Source organism: Burkholderia sp. AU6039 (assembly GCF_002223365.1).
GTDB lineage: Bacteria > Pseudomonadota > Gammaproteobacteria > Burkholderiales > Burkholderiaceae > Burkholderia.
This window is the reverse complement of record NZ_NKFK01000008.1, coordinates 168,956-188,072: the sequence shown is the minus strand read 5'-3', so window position 1 is coordinate 188,072 and position 19,117 is coordinate 168,956. Positions and strand designations below refer to the sequence as shown.

Here is a 19,117-nt window from a genome sequence, read left to right as displayed (position 1 = left end):
TATGGTCGACTTCCGGCGGCAACACGTCCGTTGGCTGCCCGCGGCATTTCTAAACGACGACGGTCACACGGGGCCAGCGGTCCTCGTATCTTTTCTGCTGGATTCGCAGAAGATAGGTATCAATGCTGACACGCGCCGGATTGCGTCGTACCGCCATGGAAAAAAGGTCGTCGAGCCCGTATGGTGCGCAGACATCAATTGTCCCGTCACTCAGCAAAGTGAGTCCTACCGTCGACCGGCGAAGGTCCTCAGACAGTAGCGCTGATGGGCTGTAACTCCGCGCTTTGGTAACGGACTGCGCAAGCGGGCGCCCCGGGCTGCCCTTTACTCTCTTGCCGCGGCGTCAGGAGCCGTTCAAGCAAATCGGCGCTGTCTAGTTGCGCAATCCACCAGTTCAAAGCGTTCCCCACCTTGTCCTCGCGCCAAGCGAGGTAGCCATTCGTGAACTCGCGCACACACACAATGCGACGCGCGACCAGCCTGCCTTCGCGTATCGGTTCTTTCGCTACGAGATCGGGCAGCATCCCGACAGCGATACCTTCGCACAGTGCTTGCAGTTTAGCTGCGAGCGTCGGCACGATGATCAGAGGCTGTCCGTCACGGGTAGCCACAGATTGCGGTTGCAGTTCGCGAGAAGTGTCACTGATGACGACACCTCGATATCTTGCGATCGTTTCGCTCTCCAACGGCTCGGGCATGCGGGCGAGTGGATGGTCCGGTGCCACGACAAAAACGTGCCGGAGGGTTCCGATTGGCCGGGCCGCAATATTGGCGGCATGCGGCGGCTCGCCGAACGCCCCTATCGCGAGATCGGCACGCCGCGTAACCAGGGCATCCCACACGCCCCCAAGCACCTCGGTGGAGAGACTTAGCTGGGTATTCATCTCCAGGTCGTAGAAGGCATGGACATACGGCCATAAGGACTGGATCGGCAGGATCGCATCGACGCATAGTCGAAGCTCCGATTCCCAACTGTCTCGAATACCTTTTGCTTTGACCTCCAGGTGTCGAGCCGCGTCTAAAATTCGACGCCCATCTTCCACAACAGCACGGCCCGCTTCCGTGAGTCTCGCCCGTCTGCCGCTGCGATCGAACAGCTCGACATCCATGTCGCTTTCCAGCTTTTGCACAAGGTAAGTGAGCGTCGACGGAACTCTATGCAACAACTCGGCCGCATCGGCGAATGTACCGGTCCGGTCAATTGCATCCAAAACTTCGAGAACTTCAAATGACAGCTTGGTCGCCATACAGCATCCTTAGATACTTCTATCGTTCACAGGCTTCACCGCGTCGGCCGAGCGGCTTTGCCGCGGCAACGCGTCCATACGGTTGCCCAACCTTTCGGGACTCGCTCGGATGCTGATCAGATGGACAAAGGCGATGTCGTCCCTGAACCGGATGCGTCTCCCGGAGCTCTCGTTGACGAAGCCTCCAGCCACTCAATGGTCATTGCGGCAAGAGTCTAAGGTACACGCTGCCGTTTGTCTGCTCGTGGCGTGACGCACAGTAAGCCAGGCGCATGATTCCGCTCGCGTCAATTTCGTTGTCGCCCCGTCAGTGCAACCACGGGCTGTTTATCGGTAGCGGCGAGCGGCGACCGAGTCGCATTCCGGGTCAAGCGCCATGGCATCGATCGGTGTCCGGTGCGCGTGTTCCAAGACGATCGGACGCGCCCACATTCGCGCCGTCGCGTACAGGGCGTGGCGTGCCGCGACGGATACGATTTGGCACGCGTGTGTCCCCTGGCGGGGTACAGCCGACGTTCGAATGGCTGCTTGAGAGCGATTGCCTACGACCGTCGAGGCCGAACGCGGCCGGCCGCCGCCCAGCGCACGCGACCGATGCAGATCGACCCACTGCGGTCAGTGGTATCGACCGATAGCCGTCGTTTATTCGCTTCAAAACATCTGCACATTCACCATTTAGCTGCTTGTAATGCGTACCCCTTCGCTTCTTAAGCGCTGCAGAAACTGATTCCGTGCCACAGACGCGCTAGCCCAAACATCGACAAAATCCCCCTCCCAAAGAAGAAATGTGGCTCTTAGCGGTATGTAGATGTATGCGCTCATGCCGCAACGAAGCACTGTGGCGCAACACCCAAGCACGTCATCTGCTTCGCTGGCCTCGAAGAGTTGGCCAAAGCCGTCGCACGGGTTTAGCTTTCCGGAGCATGTCGATTCCATTTCATCCAATAGTGAGTTCTCAAGCTCCCCATACCTCGACCAATCCGTGACCTGGAGCAAACAGGTTCTCGGCGGTTCAAGATAGCTGCGAATGCCGTCGACAATCACGGAAGCTGCCGCATCGTTTTTCGGCGCTGCGAATTGCAAATACGATGTGTGGCCTAGTCCGCCCTTCCCGTACGGCGTTTCAATACATTCTTCGTTTTTCAGCCATGTCGAACAATCGAAAGGGGACAGCGATTTCATGTCGGTATCCGAGCATGTTGCGCAAGTAGAAGGTAGATCCCATTGTCGACCAATCAAGTGGTCGCGTCTAACGTCTAAAATTGACCGAATGCCACCCGACGCATTCGACAGCACCCGCGCCGGAGAACACACCAGCCATTCCCAAATCGAGCCTTTCGGACCCCTTGACGACGCCCGCTTGCTCCCCGCGCCTACCGACTACCCAACGCCTGAGCCAGCGCATCCCCCGCAGCCAGAATATGCGCGGACAGCGCCGCACACGCTGCGTCCGCATCGCCGTCGCGTATCGCCCGAACGATGTTCCGATGCTCGTCGTTCGAGCGATCCTGCCAGTCGAGTTGCTGCCACGTCGCGTACAGATGCCGTGAGCTGGCCCGATGCATGTCGCCGATTGCGTCGATGAGCCGCGGCATCCCGCACCGCGCGGTCAATGCGCGATGAAACCTGAGGTTCAGCGTGCCGAGCACGGCGATACCGCGCGCCGCCGACTCCTGATCGAGGATCGCATCGAGTTCCTCCAGCGCACGGGCGTCGAGAGCGGGCATCGCCTCGCGCAGCGCCAGCGCCTCGAAAGCAGCGCGCATCTTGGCCATTTCAAGCACGTCCGCCGGCTCGAGCGGCGCCGCCCGCACGCCCCTTCGCGGTTCCACCACGGCCAGCCCTTGCGCTTCCAGCCGTCTGAACGCCTCGCGTACCGGCACATGGCTCGCGCCGAATTCGGCGGCGATGTGGTCCTGACGCAGCCACTCCCCCGGCGCGATGACGCCCGAGATGATCCGGTCCGCCAAGGCGGCAGCGATCCGATCGGCCAGCGAGCGATCTTCCTTGACTTCAAAGTTCATGCCGACCACCATGCATATATTATCTATTAAATTGTAACAAAACCGGAGGCTCGATGCGCCACCACCGTCCTGTGCGTCTGCAGCACATTGCCGGCATCGGGGTCGATCGCATGGGTTCGATCGCCGATCATGCCGACGTCGACCTGTTGCGGCTCGAAAATCTCGATACCGACATCCCGCCCACCGCAGAGGCGCTCGCCTTCACCCGGGAGGCCATCGAGCGAGACTCGGCCAACTCCTATTTGCCATTCGTCGGTCAGGATCGGCTGCGCGCAAGCGCTGCGGCCCACGTGTCGGCGCTTTCGGGGCAGCGCTTGACGGCCGACCAGGTGGTGGTGTCGGCGGGTGGGCTCTCCGGCATTCTGAACACGCTGCTTGCCACCGTCGAGACCGGCGACGAAGTGATCGTCACCGATCCGACGTACGCGGGCCTGCTCAACCGCGTCCGCCTGGCGGGCGGCGTGCCGCGGCAGGTTCCGTTCGCCTTCACGCCGGGCGGCGAATGGAAGCTGGACCAGGCCGCGCTGCGGGCGGCAATCGGCCCGAAAACGCGGGCCATGCTGCTGATGTCGCCGTCGATGCCTTCGGGCGGGGTATTCGACGCGTCCGACTGGCAACTGATCGCGAGCCTGTGTGTGCAGCACGATCTGCTGCTGATCCTCGACAGTGCGATGGAGCGGCTGCTGTTCGATGGACGCACGGTCATCCATCCCGCCGGCCTGCCCGGCATGGCCGAGCGTACGGTGACGGTCGGCGCGGCGTCGAAGGAACTCCGCATGATTGGCTGGCGGGTCGGCTGGATCGTCGCGCCGGAATGGCTGATTCCCGATCTGGTGGCGGTGTCGCTCGCCAATGTCGTGGTACCGGTCGGCATTGCCCAGGAGGCTGCGGCGGTTGCGCTCGAGCATTCCGCGACCGATCTGCCCGGCTACGTGAGCGAACTCGAAAGGCGGCGTGACACGATCGCCGCCGAACTGTCCGGGCTCCCGTTCGGCATGCCGGCGGGCGGCTGGTCGATGCTGCTGCGTGTCTCCGACTTCGGCCTGACCGGATCGCAGATGTCGGAGCGGTTGCTGCGCCGCGGCGTATGTGCGACGGCGATGACCGGATGGGGCGTCGCACACGGCGAGCAGTATGTCCGTTTCGTGTTCTCGAACGAACCGGTCGAACGGTTGCGCACGCTCGGGAACAAGGTGCGCGTCGCACTGGAGGACGCATGACGGCCGCCTACGAGGCAGCCGGGTCGTGCGCCAGGTGTCCGTGGCTCGAGGTATCCGGCATGCCGCGTGTGAGGGTCAAGCGAGCTCACACGAGATCCTGCTTTTGCCGAAAGTCCCGCATGCGACGATTCACGTGACGTGAGACATCCGACGCCGGGCAGCGCGATGCCCGGCCCGGCCGACCGTCACATCGGCCGAACGCCCTACCGCCTTACCGCCCTGCCGGCGGCTGCAGCACGTCGCGCGGAATCAACGCGATCAACACGCAGCTGACCAGCAGGCAGGCGCCCAGCGCATAGGTGCCGTTGTTGATGTTGCCGGTCATCTGCTTGGCCATGCCGGTGATCATCGAGCCCGTGAAGCCGGACAGGTTGCCCACCGAATTGATCAGCGCAATGCCGGCGGCCGCAGCCGTGCCGGACAGGATCTGCCCCGGAAAGGTCCAATAGATCGGCATCAACGCGAGGATGCCGCAGGTAGCGACGGTCAGGAATACGATCGACAGCGCCACGTTGTGCGCGAACGCCGCGCTCAGGATCAGGAAGACCCCGCCGATCAGCGCGGGAATCGCCGCGTGCAGGCGGCGCTCGCCGGTCTTGCGCGAGTGCGACGCGTTCCACACCATCGCGAAGATGGCCGTCAGGTACGGAATGGCGGTCAGGACACCGATATGCAGCGGGCTGCGCACGCCCGACGCGCGAATGATCGACGGCAGCCAGAACGCCAGCCCGTAGAAGCCGGTATTGAAGGTGAGCAGGATGAAGGTGAGCAGCCAGACACGCGGGCTGCGCAGCGCGGCCCCGATGCTGTGCGACTTGTGGGTCGCCTCGGATTCGAGATTGCGCGACAGGACGGCCTTTTCGTCCGCGGACAGCCACTTCGCCGACTTCGGGCCGTCGCCCAGGCAGGCCAGCACGATGAACGCCACCACGATCGACGGCAGCCCTTCGAGCAGCAGCATCCATTGCCAGCCGCTCATGCCCGACAGGCCGTGCGTCTGTTCCATCAGCCAGCCGGACACCACGCTGCCGAGCGTGAGGCTCAGCGGGATCGCCACCAGGAAGCCCGACATGGCCACACTCTGGCGGCGCGCCGGAAACCAGTAGTTCATGTACAGGATCACGCCCGGGAAAAAGCCGGCTTCGCACAGGCCCAGCAGAAAGCGCAGCGTGTAGAACATGGTGGTCGTCTGCACGTGGAAGAACTGCGCGAGCGGCACGATGAACGCCATCGACGACGAGACGATGCCCCACGTGATCATGATCCGCGCGATCCAGAAGCGCGCGCCGTAACGATGCAGCAGCAGGTTGCTGGGCATCTCGAACAGGAAATAGCCCCAGAAGAAAATGCTGGCGCCGAGCGCATAGACGCCGTCGCTCAGGCTCAACTCGTCGAGCATCTGCAGCTTCGCGAAGCCGACGTTGACGCGGTCCAGGTAGGCCACGACGTAGCAGAGCAGCAGCAACGGCAGGATGCGCCGCATGACCTTGCGATAGAGCGCGTCTTCGGATGAGTCGGCCGCGGCCGGCGCGGCAGCGGTCTGCGTGATGGACGGCATCGGTTTGTCTCCTGATTGTGTAGGTCTTCTTCGTACCGGCGGGTTTTCTGATGCATCGATGTTACCGATAACATTTCACGGCAAAAAAAAACGCCAATGGGGCGACGGGAGAAACGGGCATGCTGATACCGGTAACAAGCAGCACGGTAGCATGTCGCGACAGGCGTGTTCAAGCGTCGCCGAACGCGTGGTTTCCCTAGTGCGGACAGCGCTGCGACGTGCGCGCCGTGGGCGGCCTGCACCGTACGCTGCACCGGTATGATGTAGCCTTTCCAGGTTTTCCCGATCGCGATCCGATGCCCAGCCCCACCGCCGTCCGGCCTGCCGGACCGCCCCGCATGTCCGACGTAGCGCGCCTCGCCGGCGTATCGAAGATGACCGTGTCGCGCGTGCTTGCCGGCCACAGCGTGGCAGCAGACACTCGCGCACGCGTCTGCCAGGCCATCGACCAGCTCGGCTACGTGGCCGACGCGGCCGCCGGTGCGTTGTCGTCGGGGCGATCGGAATTCGTCGCGGTGCTGGTGCCGTCGCTGTCGAGCTCCAACTTCTCCGACACCGTGCGCGGCCTGACCGATGCGCTCGAACCGCATGGCCTGCAACTGTTGCTCGGCGACACCGATTACGACCTGGAACGCGAGGAACGGCTCGTGCGCTCGATGCTGCGTCACCAGCCGCGCTGCGTCGCGCTGACAGGTGCGCAGCACACCGATGCGACCCGCAAGGTGCTGGAACGCTCGGCCATTCCCGTGGTCGAGATGTGGGACCTGCCCACGCATCCGATCGACACCGCCGTCGGCTTCTCGAACGTGCGCGCCGCACGTGCGATGGTGCGGCACCTGGCCGAGCGCGGTTACCGCCGCATCGGCTTTCTCGGCGGCGCCAGCGAACTGGATCGCCGTGGCCTCGACCGGCTCAAGGGATACCAGGCGGAAATCAAGGCGCTGCGGTTGGGCGAGCCGCGCGTCGTGCGGCTCGGCGAATCGCCGATCACCATGAGCCACGGCGGGCCCGCGATGGCGGCCCTGCTCGCGCAATGGCCGGACACCGATGCCGTGATGTGCGTCAGCGACATGTCGGCATTCGGCGCGATCATGGAATGCCACCGGCGTGGCCTGTCCGTGCCAGAGGACATCGCGGTGGCCGGCTTCGGGAACTTCGAAGTGGCGACGTGCTGCCACCCTGCCATCACGACCGTGTCGGTCGACGCATACGGCATCGGCCTGCGCACGGGCGAGGCGCTGCTGGCGGCACTGCAGGCGCGCGACGGCGGCGAGCCGGTCGATTCGCAAAGCATCCGTATCGACTACACGATCGTCGCGCGGGAAAGCGCGTGACGGGCCGGCGACCGCGCCGGTCGCGCCCGGCGAGAACCGGCGTGCGCTCGAGGCGCGCGCGAACGACGCGATTGCGTACCGCCCCCCTGCCCTTACGCCGCCGCGCCATCGCATGAACGAAAGGCCCGGTTGACGGCCGATGCGCGTCGATACGGTGCCGTTCGACTGGATCGAAACCGGTGCATCGCGCGCCGCGCTCGCTCCCTCCCCTGCACCGCCCGCACCCAAAAATTCCCTTCCTTCACGCAAAAACCCCGTGCTAACATCCGCTCGATGTTACCGGTACCAATCCGGCACGCAACAATGAACGAGGCCCCTTCGGAGACAGCCCGCCATGTCACAGCCCCCGCGCCGCCTGCGCAGCCAGGAATGGTTCGACGATCCCGCGCATGCCGACATGACCGCGCTCTATGTCGAGCGCTTCATGAACTACGGATTGACGCGCGAGGAGTTGCAGTCGGGCCGCCCCGTGATCGGCATTGCGCAGACCGGCAGCGACCTCGCGCCGTGCAACCGCCACCACATCGAACTGGCCGAGCGCACGAAGGCGGGCATCCGCGACGCGGGCGGCATTCCGATGGAATTCCCCGTGCATCCGCTGGCCGAGCAAAGCCGCCGGCCGACCGCCGCGCTCGACCGCAACCTGGCCTACCTCGGGCTGGTGGAAGTGCTGCACGGCTTTCCGCTGGACGGCGTGGTGCTGACCACCGGCTGCGACAAGACCACCCCCGCCTGCCTGATGGCGGCCGCGACCGTCGACCTGCCGGCGATCGTGCTGTCGGGCGGGCCGATGCTCGACGGCTGGCACGACGGCAAGCGCGTCGGCTCGGGCACGGTGATCTGGCATGCGCGCAACCTGCTCGCCGCCGGCGAGATCGACTACGAAGGCTTCATGCAGCTGACCACGGCTTCGTCGCCGTCGATCGGCCATTGCAACACCATGGGCACCGCGCTGTCGATGAACAGCCTGGCCGAGGCGCTCGGCATGTCGTTGCCGGGCTGCGCGAGCATCCCCGCCGCGTACCGCGAGCGCGGCCAGATGGCGTACGCCACCGGCAAGCGCGCGGTCGAGCTCGTGCGCGAAGACGTGCGCCCGTCGGCGATCATGACGCGCGCGGCGTTCGAGAATGCGATCGTCGTCGCGTCCGCGCTCGGCGCCTCGACCAACTGCCCGCCGCACCTGATCGCGATCGCGCGCCACATGGGCGTCGAACTGAGCCTGGACGACTGGCAGCGCCTCGGCGAGTCCGTGCCGCTGCTGGTCAACTGCATGCCGGCCGGCGAATACCTCGGCGAGAGCTTCCACCGCGCCGGCGGTGTGCCTGCGGTACTGCGCCAGCTCGATACGGCCGGCCTGCTGCGGCGCGACTGCGTGACCGTGTCCGGCCGCGCGATCGGCGAGATCGCCGACACCGCGCCCGACGCCGACCGCGACGTGATCCGCACGCCCGACGCGCCGCTCAAGCATGGCGCGGGCTTCATGGTGCTGTCGGGCAACTTCTTCGACAGCGCGATCATGAAGATGTCGGTGGTCGGTGAAGCCTTCCGCCGGACCTATCTGGCCGAGCCGGGCGCGGAGAACACGTTCGAGGCCCGCGCGATCGTGTTCGAAGGCCCCGAGGACTACCACGCGCGCATCAACGATCCCGCGCTGAACATCGACGAGCGCTGCATCCTCGTGATTCGCGGCTGCGGCACGGTCGGCTATCCGGGCAGCGCGGAAGTCGTCAACATGGCGCCGCCGGCCGAACTCGTGAAGCGCGGCGTGAGCTCGCTGCCCTGCCTGGGCGACGGGCGCCAGAGCGGCACGTCGGCCAGCCCGTCGATCCTGAACGTGTCGCCCGAGGCGGCGGTCGGCGGCGGCCTGGCGCTGCTGCGCACGAACGATCGCATTCGCGTGGACCTGAATCGCCGCAGCGTCGACGTGCTCGTGGACGAGGATGAACTCGCGCGCCGCCGCGAGACGGCGAGCTGCACGGTGCCGCAGGCGCAAACGCCGTGGCAGGCACTCTATCGCCAGTTCGTCGGCCAGCTGTCCACCGGCGGCTGCCTCGAGCCCGCCACGCTGTACCTGAAGGTGATCGAACAACGCGGCAACCCGCGCCATTCGCACTGACCCTCCCTGCCCACGACCCTTGCCGAGCCGACCATGCGTACCCTTTCCGTTTCCGACTGCCTGCCGCACGACCTCGCACGGGCCCTGTTGATCGGCCGTGTCTGGCGCCACGATGGGGCCCGTTCGGGCCCGAGCGTCGTTGCCGTGCGCGACGGCGAAGTGATCGACATCACGCGCACCGTACCGACCACCGCGGACCTGTTCGACCACCCCGACGCCGTCGCCCTCGCCCGCACGGCGCCCGGCGAATCGCTCGGCCGCGTCGAGCCGCTGCTGCAGGCGGCGCTCGACGGCACGCGCGGCGCGACCCACCTGCTCGCGCCGTGCGACGTGCAGGCCATCAAGGCCTGCGGCGTGACCTTCGCCGTCAGCCTGATCGAACGCGTGATCGAGGAACAGGCCGGCGGCGACCCCGTGAAAGCAGCGGACGTGCGCGCGACCATCGCGGCCACCATCGGCACCGATCTGTCGAAGATCGTGCCGGGCTCGGACGCCGCGCTGCGGCTGAAGGCGGAACTCGAGCGCCGCGGTGCGTGGTCGCAATACATGGAAGTGGGCATCGGCCCCGATGCCGAGGTGTTCTCGAAGGCGCAGCCAATGTCGGCGGTGGGCTTCGGCGCGGACGTGGGGCTGCTGCCGGTATCGGTCTGGAACAACCCCGAACCGGAGATCGTGCTCGCGGTTTCCAGCGACGGCCGGCCGGTGGGCGCGACACTCGGCAACGACGTGAACCTGCGCGACATCGAAGGCCGCTCGGCGCTGCTGCTCGGCAAATGCAAGGACAACAACGGCTCGTGCGCGATCGGCCCGTTCGTGCGGCTGTTCGACGACGGCTTCACGCTGGACAGCGTGCGCGAGGCCAGCGTGTCGCTGCGCGTCGAAGGCGCGGACGACGGCTTCGTCCTCGACGGCATCAGCCACATGCGCGAGATCAGCCGCGACCCGGTCGACCTCGTCGCGCAGACCTGCGGCGCGCATCACCAGTATCCGGACGGCTTCATGCTGTTCCTCGGCACGATGTTTTCGCCGATCCAGGACCGCGACGCGCCCGGCGGCGGATTCACGCATCACCTGGGCGACCGCGTCACCCTCTCCACGCCCGCACTCGGCGCACTCGTCAACACCGTGCGGCTGTGCACCGAGATCGCGCCGTGGACCTTCGGCGTGCGCGCGCTGTATGCGAATCTGGCCGCACGCGGCCTGCTTGCACCGTAACGCCCGGGGCCGCGACGCCCCCATCGACATCGACGCGCGGTGGATCGACGGCCAGGCCGCACGCTCACGCACGCGGTTGCGATCAAGGGTGGCGTGGATGCGTGCCGCGCCGGTGCGGCCGCCCGGCGAAATCATGCAAAATACGCCCCATCTGAGATGCGGAGACGCGCCCGTGGGGATCAACTTCGACTTGAACGACTTGCAGGCGTTTCGCGCGGTCGTGGAAACGGGCAGCTTCCGAAAGGCCGCGGAATCGGTCAGCATTTCCCAGCCCGCGTTGAGCCGCCGGATCGACAAGCTCGAGGAAGCGCTCGGCGTGCGCCTCTTCGAGCGCACCACGCGTCGCGTCGCGCTCACCACGGTCGGCCGCGTGTTCGCGCAGAGCGCCGAACAGCTGCTCGACGATCTCGACGCGGCCCTGCTCGGCATTCGCGACGTGTCGTCGAGCCGCCTGGGCCATGTGACCATCGCGTGCGTGCCGTCGGTCGCCTACTACTTTCTGCCGGCCATCATCGCGCGCTATCATCAGCGCTTTCCGCGCATCCGGGTCAAGCTGCTGGACGCGAGCGCGAACGAGGTGCTCGGCGCCGTCATCAGCGGCGAGGCCGATTTCGGCGTGAGCTTCATGGGCAGCCAGGAAGCCGAGATCGAGTTCAAGATGCTGCTCCAGGAGCGGTTCGTCGCTGCCTGCCGCCGCGACCATCCGCTCGCGCGCAAGAAGCGCGTCACCTGGAACGAACTGTACGAGCACGATTACGTGTCGGTGGACAAGACTTCCGGGAACCGCCTGTTGCTCGACCAGGCGCTCGCCGCCGTGGCGCCGCGTGGGCCGAGCGTGTGCGAAGCGCGCCACGTGACGACCCTGCTCGGCTTGATCGAGGCGGGGCTCGGCGTCGCCGCGGTGCCCTCGATGGCGATGCCCGGGCACGACCATCCCATTCTCACGAGCGTGCCGCTCGTCGAGCCGGTCGTCAAACGCCGCGTGGGCATCGTCAAGCGGCGCGGACGACCGCTCACGCCGGCCGCCGAGGCATTTCACCGGATGATCGTCGACGCGAAGCGCGACGGAATCGCAAGCAGCGATGCATCGGTGTGACAACGACACAAGAGACACGAAGGAAGACCGTCCCGTGAGGTTGGCCAGGCTGCTCAAATCGCTCTACGTGCAGGTCCTGCTCGCGATGCTGCTCGGCGTGACCGTCGGTCACGCATGGCCGGCCGCAGGCGCGATGCTCAAGCCCCTCAGCGACGCATTCGTCGGCCTCGTGCGGATGACCATCGCGCCGATCGTCTTTTGCACGATCGTCTCGGGCATCACGTCACTGGCGAACGGGAAGGCCATCGGCCGCACGATCGTCCGGGCGCTGGCGCTCTTCTATCTGCTGACCGCCGTCGCGCTCGCGATCGGGCTCGTCATCGCGTTCGTGCTGCGCCCCGGCGCCGGCCTGCACATCGACGTGCATCATCTCGATGCGAGCATCCTCGCGCAGTACGCGAAGGAGGCGCAGCCGCGCGGGCTCGTGGCATTCGGGCTGAGCGTGATCCCCGATACGATGCTCGGCGCGTTCGAGCACGGCGAGGTGTTGCCGGTGCTGCTGCTGTCGCTGCTGTTCGGCTTCTCGCTGAATGCGCACCGGCGGGCCGGCCAGCCCGTTCTTGCGCTGATCGACGGGGTCGCCCAGGTGGTCTTTCGCGTGCTCGCGATGATCATGCGGCTCGCCCCGCTCGGCGCGTTCGGCGCGATGGCCTTCACGGTGGGCCGCTTCGGGATCGGTTCGGTCGGCTCGCTCGCGAAGCTGGTGGTGTCCTTCTATGCGGCCTGCGCGCTGTTCGTCGCGCTGGTGCTCGCGCCGCTCGCGCGGCTGCACGGCTTCGCGCTGTGGCGGCTGTTGCGCTACCTGCGCGAGGAGTTGCTCATCGTCCTCGCGACGTCGTCGTCGGAGCCCGTGCTGCCGCGCCTGATCGTCAAGCTGGAATCGCTCGGGTGCGACAAGGGCGTCGTGGGGCTCGTGCTGCCGGCGGGTTATTCGTTCAACCTGGACGGCACCGCGATCTATCTGACGCTCGCGGCCTTGTTCATCGCGCAAGCGTGCGACGTGCCCCTTTCCGCGTCGCAGATCGCCTTGATGCTCGCCGTGATGCTGGTCACGTCCAAGGGCGCGGCCGGTGTTTCCGGTAGCGGGCTGGTCGCGCTGGTCGCCACGCTCGCCGTCATGCCCGACCTGCCCGTCGCCGGCGTGGCACTGCTGGTCGGCATCGATCGCTTCATGTCCGAGGCGCGTGCGCTGACGAGCGTGATCAGCAATGCGTGCGCGGTGATCTTCGTGTCGATGTGGGAAGGTGCGTGCGATCGTGCGCGTCTTGCGCAGCGGCTCGCTGCCGGCGGGCCGGTGTCCCCGAACGGGGTCGAGGCGGACCGTGCCGCCGCGGATGCCGGCGGCAACGGTGACGGTGACGGGAAGGCGGTCTGACGCCAACCTTCCCGTCGATCAGGCTCAATGAGCGGGGACGGAATCCAGCCCGGTCGATTTCACGTCGGCCTGCACGTCGGGCGACGCGAGATAGTCGAGCAGCGCCTTCGCTTCCGCCGGATGCTGCGCGCCGACGGGGATGCCGGCCGCGAAGCGCGTGACCGACTGCAGCGATTCGGGGATCTTGCCGACGAAGGTCGCCCCCTTGACCGGCAGCAGCTCGCTCACCTGCTGGAAGCCGATCTCGTAGTCGCCGTTCGCGACGACCGATGCCACCGGAATCCGCGGAATCATCTTCGCCTTCGACTTCACCTGGTCCTCGATGCCGAGCTTCCTGAACAGCTCGCGTTCGATATACACGCCGCTCGCGCTGTCCGAGTAGGCGATCGACTTCGCGTGCAGCAGCGCCTGCTTGAGACCCTCGGGGGAACCGACGTCGGGTTTTGCCGAGCCGTCGCGCACGACCACGCCGATACGCGAGTCGGCCAGCTCGACGCGCGATCCGGGGATGACCTTGCCCTGCTTGATCAGGTCGTCCAGCGCATAGCCGACCATGATGACGGCGTCGGCGGGCTCGCCGCGCGCGAGCCGGTTCGGAATCGCCTCGGGCGACTTGCCCATCGACGGGCCGAGCGCGGTATCGAGCGTGTTGCCCGTGGTGGCAGCAAACCGGGGGCCGAGCAGCTTGTAGGCGGCGGTGAAGCCGCCCGAGCTCATCACGTGCAGTTCGGCGGCCTGCACGTTGGCAGCCACTGCCGTGGCCAGGACGAGCGCGGCCGCGCAAAATTTCGGGAGCAGGTTTCTCATGATCGTGGTCGTGGTCGTGCGGATTCGTATGGGTTGGCAAGCATTCCGGATGGCCCGGGCATCAATGCGCCGGCGTCAGCGTCGCCGTGCGGCGACGATAGAGCGCGAACGTCGCCAGCAGCGCGCACACCGCGGCGAAGCTCATCCAGTAGCCCGGTGCGGCCTTGTCGCCCGTCGCGTGAATGAGCGCGGTCGAAATGGCCGGCGTGAAGCCGCCGAACACGGCCGTCGCGAGGCTGTACGCGAGCGAGAAGCCTGCGACGCGCACCTGCACCGGCATCACCTCCGTGAGCGCCACGACCATCGCCCCGTTATAGATCCCGTACATGAACGAGAGCCACAGGAGGACGAGCAGCATGTTGACGAACGACGGCGCGTGCGCGAGCAACGACAGCGCCGGGTAGGCGGTCACGACGGTGAGCACCGTCATGCCGACCAGCAGCGGCCGGCGGCCGATCCGGTCGGACAGCGCACCGCCGATCGGCAGCCACACGAAGTTCGACACGCCGACGCAGAGCGTCACGAGCAGGCTGTCGGCGGTGCTCAGGTGCAGCACCGTCTTGCCGAAGGTCGGCGCGTAGACCGTGATCAGATAGAAGCTCGTGGTGGTCATCGCGACCAGCATCATGCCGGCCACCACGACGCCCCAGTTCTGCACCAGCGTACCGAACACTTCCTTCATGCCCGGGCGATGCTTGCGCGCCTTGAACTCCTGGGTTTCCTCCAGGTTACGGCGCAGCATGAAGATGAACGGCACGATCATGCAGCCGACGAAGAACGGCGCGCGCCATCCCCACGCGGCGATGGCCGACGCGCTCAGCCATTGATTGAGCGCGAAGCCGAGGGCCGCCGCGACGACGATCGCGACCTGCTGGCTGGCGGATTGCCAGCTCGTGAAGAAGCCCTTGCGGCCCGGCGTCGCCAGTTCGGCGAGATAGACCGAGACGCCGCCCAGTTCCGCGCCGGCGGAGAAGCCCTGCAGCAGCCGCCCGAGCAGCACGAGCGCGGGCGCCAGCAGGCCGATCGTCGCGTAGCCCGGCACGAACGCGATCAGGACGGTGCCGCTCGCCATGATGGACAGCGTGACGATCAGGCCCTTGCGGCGGCCGACGTCGTCGATGTACGCGCCCAGCACGATGGCGCCCAGCGGCCGCATCAGGAAGCCGGCGCCGAACACGGCGAAGGTCATCATCAGCGACGCGAACTCGCTTTGTGCGGGAAAGAAAACGTTGGCGATCTGCGTGGCGTAGAAGCCGAACAGGAAGAAGTCGAACTGCTCGAGAAAATTCCCGGCGGTGACGCGGAAAACCGCAGCGGCCTTCGAACGTGCGTTCGGAAGGCTGGACGAGGGGTGCATCGGGTGTCTCCTGAAAATCCGGAAATACGCGGGAGGGGTGGATCGATTGTCGTTTTCCGGCATGTTCGCTCGTCGCCGGTCAAACGATAAGTGCAATTTTTGGAAGGATTGATGTCGATGGGTTATCAATCGACCTGCCGGCAGCGCGTGCCGCCGCGCATCGTTCCGGGCGCGCCGAACGCCCGATGCAACGCATTGCATGACCGGCCACGCGGGCTCGCACACGTTTGCGCTCCCGTGCGCGACTGCCCGCGCCCACGGGAGGCCCTGCCGGCCTCGATTTTCTGTTAACCGTGCCGTTAACCCGGATTTGACCCGCGCCGGAGCCGTTGCAACCGGCTGCCCATACGAGCACGAGCATGCCCGCAACCACCTCGATCGAGAAAATCGCCGACTGGGCCGGACGCAACCATCTTGTCGTCGGCGCATTGGGCACGTTGATGTCGCTGGCGGCGCTCGGGATCAGCGCGGCGACACTGTGGATCGGGCGCAGCGAAGTGATCGAGCACGCGCACGAGACGTCGCGCAACGTCGCCGCCGTGCTGGTGAGCCAGATCGCGCGCACCGTCGAGACGTCGAACAACGCGCTGGTCGCGCTCGCGTCCGATCTCGGCAAGCCCGCGGTGCGGCGCATGGATGCCGGGCTGCGGCATGACCTGCTGTTCGAGCGCACGGCCGCGCAATACGTGACCGGCATGGGCGTGACCGACCGGCACGGCCAGTTGATCGACGGCTGCTGCGGCACGACCCATCGTTGGGATTTCAGCGATCGGGACTACTTCAAGGTCCATCGCGATGCCGACAACGTCGGCCTCTACGTGTCCGAGGCCTATCGCGCGCGCTCGCGCGGCGACAAGGAATCGATCGCGCTGTCACGGCGCATCGAACGGCCGGACCATACGTTCAACGGCATCGCGGTGGTCGCCATCGACATCGCCTATTTCGAGCAGCTCCTGTCCGGCCTCGATGTCGGGCCGAACGGGGTCAGCGCGATCCTGCGCGCGGACGGTGCGATCCTCGCGAGAAATCCGTCGTTGAACGACAACCAGATGAACCACCTGCGTCGCTCGAAAGCGTTCGAGCGGATGGTGCACAGCGAATCGGGCTTCTACCCCGCGCGTTCGGTCATCGACGGCACCATGCGGCTGTATACGTACCAGCGGGTGCCGGGCACGCCGCTGATCGCCGTCGTCGCGCCGGCCGAGCGCGACGTGCTGGCGAGCATCACGCGCCTGTCGTGGACGGTAGGCGTGTCCGCCACCGTGATCAGCGCATTCTTCTGCGTGGTGGTCTGGCTGCTGGCGTTTGCGCTGCGCGACAACCTGCGCAAGCAGACGCTGCTCACGGATCTCACGCGGACCGATCCGCTGACGGGTTTATGCAACCGCCGCGCGCTCGATATCGCGCTCGCCGACGAATGGGAACGGCTGCAGCGCGGCAGCAACGGCAGCCTGTCGATCCTGTTCATCGATGCCGACCACTTCAAGCAGTACAACGACCGGCACGGGCATGCGGAAGGCGACACGGCACTGCGCTTTCTCGCCGAATGCATCCGCACCCACACGCGGCGGCGCGGCGATCTCGCCGCGCGCTACGGCGGCGAGGAGTTCGTCGCGGTGCTGCCGGATACCGACGAAAGCGGTGCCGCGCAGGTCGCGGAGGCGATTCGCCGCGAAGTCGAACGCAACCGGCTCGACGGGTTCGCGGAAACCGTGCCGGCCTTCACCGTCAGCATCGGCTGCGCGACCGGCCATCGCGCGCGGCCCCCGTCCGTGCATGCGCTGTCGCATCAGGCGGACATGGCGCTTTATCGTGCGAAGCGCGAAGGCCGGAACCGCGTGTGTTGCGCGGAAACCGAGCAACACGCTCGCGTGGCCTGACCGGCCACGGATCGCGTCTGCATTTTTTCGGCAGCGGCACATACGCAAACGATTGCCTCGGAAAACGGTCCCGAATTGTTCATGGACCCATCCGATAATAAGGAAAACTATGCGATCTCAACGAAACTGGACTGCTCACATGAATGATCAACGATTAACGGTTCGCACGAAGCTGACCCTCGCTTTCAGCCTCCTGACGTGCATGGTTCTGCTCGTCTCCATTCTCGGCATCGTATCGCTCGGCAATGCGAACGCGGCATTCGAAAATTACGTCAACGGCACCAACGCCCGTGCAATCCTGGCGGACAAGGTTCGCGTCGCGGTCGACCGGCGTGCGATCGCCGCCCGCAACCAGGTGCTCGCGACCGCACCGCGCGACGCGGACATCGAGAAGGACGCGGCGCTGCAGGCCGACCGCGAGGTCGGCGCGCTGCTCGGCGAACTGACGAATGCGGTCCGCGAGGGGAGCGGCGCGACCGACAAGGCCCGCGAACTGGTCCGGCAAATCGGCGCGGTCGAAGCGCAGTACGGCCCCGTGGCGCGCGCGATCGTCGACGCGGCGGCGAACAACCGGCGCGACCAGGCCATCACGATGATCAACGAACAGTGTCGGCCGCTGCTGGCCAGGCTTGTCACCGCCACCGACGCCTATGCGACGTTCGCCCGCACGCAAGGCGCGCAACTGGTGACGGAATCGGCCGACCGCTATGCATCACAACGGCTGATGCTGATCGTCATGTGTATCGCGGCGGCAGCCGCCGCCGCGATCCTGGGCGTCTTCATCACCCGCGGCCTGCTGCGCGCGCTCGGCACGGAGCCTGCCGCGCTCAGCGACATCGCGCGCCGTATCGCGGCCGGCGATCTCGGTACCGGATCGTCGACCGGTGCCGCGCCGGCCGGCAGCGTCCTGGCTTCGATGCGCGACATGCAGGCGAACCTGACCCGCCTGATCGCGGAAGTCCGCACGGCATCCGGCAATGTCGCGACAGGCGCCGGCGAAATCGCGTCCGGCAACCAGGACCTCTCCTCCCGCACGGAACAGCAAGCCGCCTCGTTGCAGGAGACCGCCTCGAGCATGGAGCAGCTGACCTCCACCGTGCGCCTGAACGCCGACAATGCGCAGCAGGCGAGCGGGCTGGCCAACAACGCGTCGGAAGTCGCCCAGCGCGGCAGCACGGCAGTCGGCCTGATGGTCGACACGATGACGGACATCAGCGCCAGTTCCACCAAAATCGCCGAGATCACCGCGATCATCGAAGGGATCGCCTTCCAGACCAACATCCTCGCGCTCAACGCGGCCGTGGAGGCCGCCCGCGCGGGCGAACAGGGCCGCGGCTTTGCCGTGGTGGCCAGCGAAGTCCGAAGTCTCGCGCAGCGTTCGTCGGGCGCCGCGAAGGAAATTCGCGAGCTGATCTCGGAATCGGTCCGGAAAATCCAGGACGGCTCGCAGATCGCGAACAACGCGGGCGAGACGATGACCCAGGTCACGCATGCGATCGCGCGCGTGACCGACATCATGGGCGAGATCGCGGCCGCGTCGAACGAGCAGAGCCGCGGCATCGAGCAGGTCAATCTGGCCATTACGCAAATGGATGAAGTCACCCAGCAGAACGCGGCGCTCGTCGAACAGGCCGCCGCCGCATCGAAGTCGCTCGAGGAACAGGGCGGCCGGCTTGCCGAGGCGGTATCGCTGTTCCGGCTCGACACGCGGGCGGCTGGCGCATAGCCCCCCTCCGCGCGCGTGCCCTCGATCGACGCATCGAATCCGTCGCCCGACATGCTCAGCACCCGAAATTAACCAGATAGTGGGAATTCGCGCGCCTTGCATCCGACACGAAACAAATCCGTAACGGCCACGTAACGATCGATCACCACAATTCGCCATCTT

General features: G+C 66.2%; 15 protein-coding genes. 8 read left to right on the top strand and 7 right to left on the bottom strand.

All coding sequences use genetic code 11. The features are described from left to right. Window positions 1-49: 49 nt before the first annotated feature. From CFB39_RS36585 to CFB39_RS36570, 4 genes are all read right to left on the bottom strand, one after another. Complete coding sequence (locus tag CFB39_RS36585) at window positions 50-256, bottom strand: nucleotidyltransferase family protein (protein WP_256991558.1); 207 nt, start codon at window positions 254-256, stop codon at window positions 50-52. Next, on the bottom strand, window positions 249-1,247 hold the full coding sequence (locus tag CFB39_RS36580; protein WP_089476689.1) for a LysR family transcriptional regulator: 999 nt from the start codon (window positions 1,245-1,247) through the stop codon (window positions 249-251). Before CFB39_RS36580 ends, CFB39_RS36585 begins: the two co-directional genes overlap by 8 nt. A gap of 675 nt (window positions 1,248-1,922) precedes the next feature. Further along, window positions 1,923-2,429, bottom strand: coding sequence for a hypothetical protein (locus CFB39_RS39900; protein WP_144030373.1), 507 nt, complete (start codon window positions 2,427-2,429; stop codon window positions 1,923-1,925). 191 nt (window positions 2,430-2,620) lie between these two features. Further along, complete coding sequence (locus CFB39_RS36570; RefSeq protein WP_256991542.1) at window positions 2,621-3,271, bottom strand: GntR family transcriptional regulator; 651 nt, start codon at window positions 3,269-3,271, stop codon at window positions 2,621-2,623. A 53-nt stretch (window positions 3,272-3,324) separates the two neighbouring features. Between CFB39_RS36570 and CFB39_RS36565 the strand changes: the two genes are divergently transcribed. Beyond that, window positions 3,325-4,491, top strand: coding sequence for a pyridoxal phosphate-dependent aminotransferase (locus CFB39_RS36565; protein ID WP_089476686.1), 1,167 nt, complete (start codon window positions 3,325-3,327; stop codon window positions 4,489-4,491). Between the two features lie 211 nt (window positions 4,492-4,702). On the opposite strand, the gene CFB39_RS36560 is transcribed toward CFB39_RS36565, so the two are convergent. Continuing rightward, a complete protein-coding gene (locus CFB39_RS36560; protein WP_089476685.1) occupies window positions 4,703-6,049 on the bottom strand; it encodes an MFS transporter in 1,347 nt (448 codons plus the stop codon). Window positions 6,050-6,345: 296 nt separating this feature from the next. On the opposite strand from CFB39_RS36560, the gene CFB39_RS36555 reads away from it, so the two are divergent. The 5 genes from CFB39_RS36555 (at window position 6,346) to dctA (ending at window position 13,185) form a co-directional block, all read left to right on the top strand. Then, complete coding sequence (locus CFB39_RS36555) at window positions 6,346-7,383, top strand: LacI family DNA-binding transcriptional regulator (RefSeq protein ID WP_089476684.1); 1,038 nt, start codon at window positions 6,346-6,348, stop codon at window positions 7,381-7,383. Window positions 7,384-7,717: 334 nt separating this feature from the next. After that, on the top strand, window positions 7,718-9,499 hold the full coding sequence (locus CFB39_RS36550; RefSeq protein ID WP_089476683.1) for an IlvD/Edd family dehydratase: 1,782 nt from the start codon (window positions 7,718-7,720) through the stop codon (window positions 9,497-9,499). A gap of 33 nt (window positions 9,500-9,532) precedes the next feature. Further along, window positions 9,533-10,714, top strand: a complete 1,182-nt coding sequence (locus CFB39_RS36545) for a fumarylacetoacetate hydrolase family protein (RefSeq protein ID WP_089476682.1) — start codon at window positions 9,533-9,535, stop codon at window positions 10,712-10,714. 172 nt (window positions 10,715-10,886) lie between these two features. Next, a complete protein-coding gene (locus tag CFB39_RS36540; RefSeq protein ID WP_089430088.1) occupies window positions 10,887-11,810 on the top strand; it encodes a LysR family transcriptional regulator in 924 nt (307 codons plus the stop codon). Window positions 11,811-11,844: 34 nt separating this feature from the next. Beyond that, the gene (dctA, locus tag CFB39_RS36535; RefSeq protein WP_089476681.1) at window positions 11,845-13,185 is read left to right on the top strand and encodes a C4-dicarboxylate transporter DctA; all 1,341 of its coding nucleotides are present in this window, start codon (window positions 11,845-11,847) and stop codon (window positions 13,183-13,185) included. Between the two features lie 24 nt (window positions 13,186-13,209). Here the strand turns inward: dctA and CFB39_RS36530 are convergent, their stop codons facing one another. Both CFB39_RS36530 and CFB39_RS36525 read right to left on the bottom strand, forming a co-directional pair. Then, on the bottom strand, window positions 13,210-13,992 hold the full coding sequence (locus CFB39_RS36530) for a substrate-binding domain-containing protein (protein ID WP_089476680.1): 783 nt from the start codon (window positions 13,990-13,992) through the stop codon (window positions 13,210-13,212). Between the two features lie 61 nt (window positions 13,993-14,053). Next, entirely contained in the window at window positions 14,054-15,349 is a 1,296-nt protein-coding gene (locus CFB39_RS36525; RefSeq protein WP_089476679.1) for an MFS transporter, read from the bottom strand. Window positions 15,350-15,708: 359 nt separating this feature from the next. On the opposite strand from CFB39_RS36525, the gene CFB39_RS36520 reads away from it, so the two are divergent. Both CFB39_RS36520 and CFB39_RS36515 read left to right on the top strand, forming a co-directional pair. Beyond that, window positions 15,709-17,229 carry a diguanylate cyclase gene (locus tag CFB39_RS36520; RefSeq protein WP_089476678.1) on the top strand — a complete coding sequence of 507 codons (1,521 nt, stop codon included), beginning with the start codon at window positions 15,709-15,711 and terminating at the stop codon, window positions 17,227-17,229. 139 nt (window positions 17,230-17,368) lie between these two features. Beyond that, complete coding sequence (locus CFB39_RS36515; RefSeq protein WP_089476677.1) at window positions 17,369-18,955, top strand: methyl-accepting chemotaxis protein; 1,587 nt, start codon at window positions 17,369-17,371, stop codon at window positions 18,953-18,955. Window positions 18,956-19,117 lie beyond the last annotated feature (162 nt).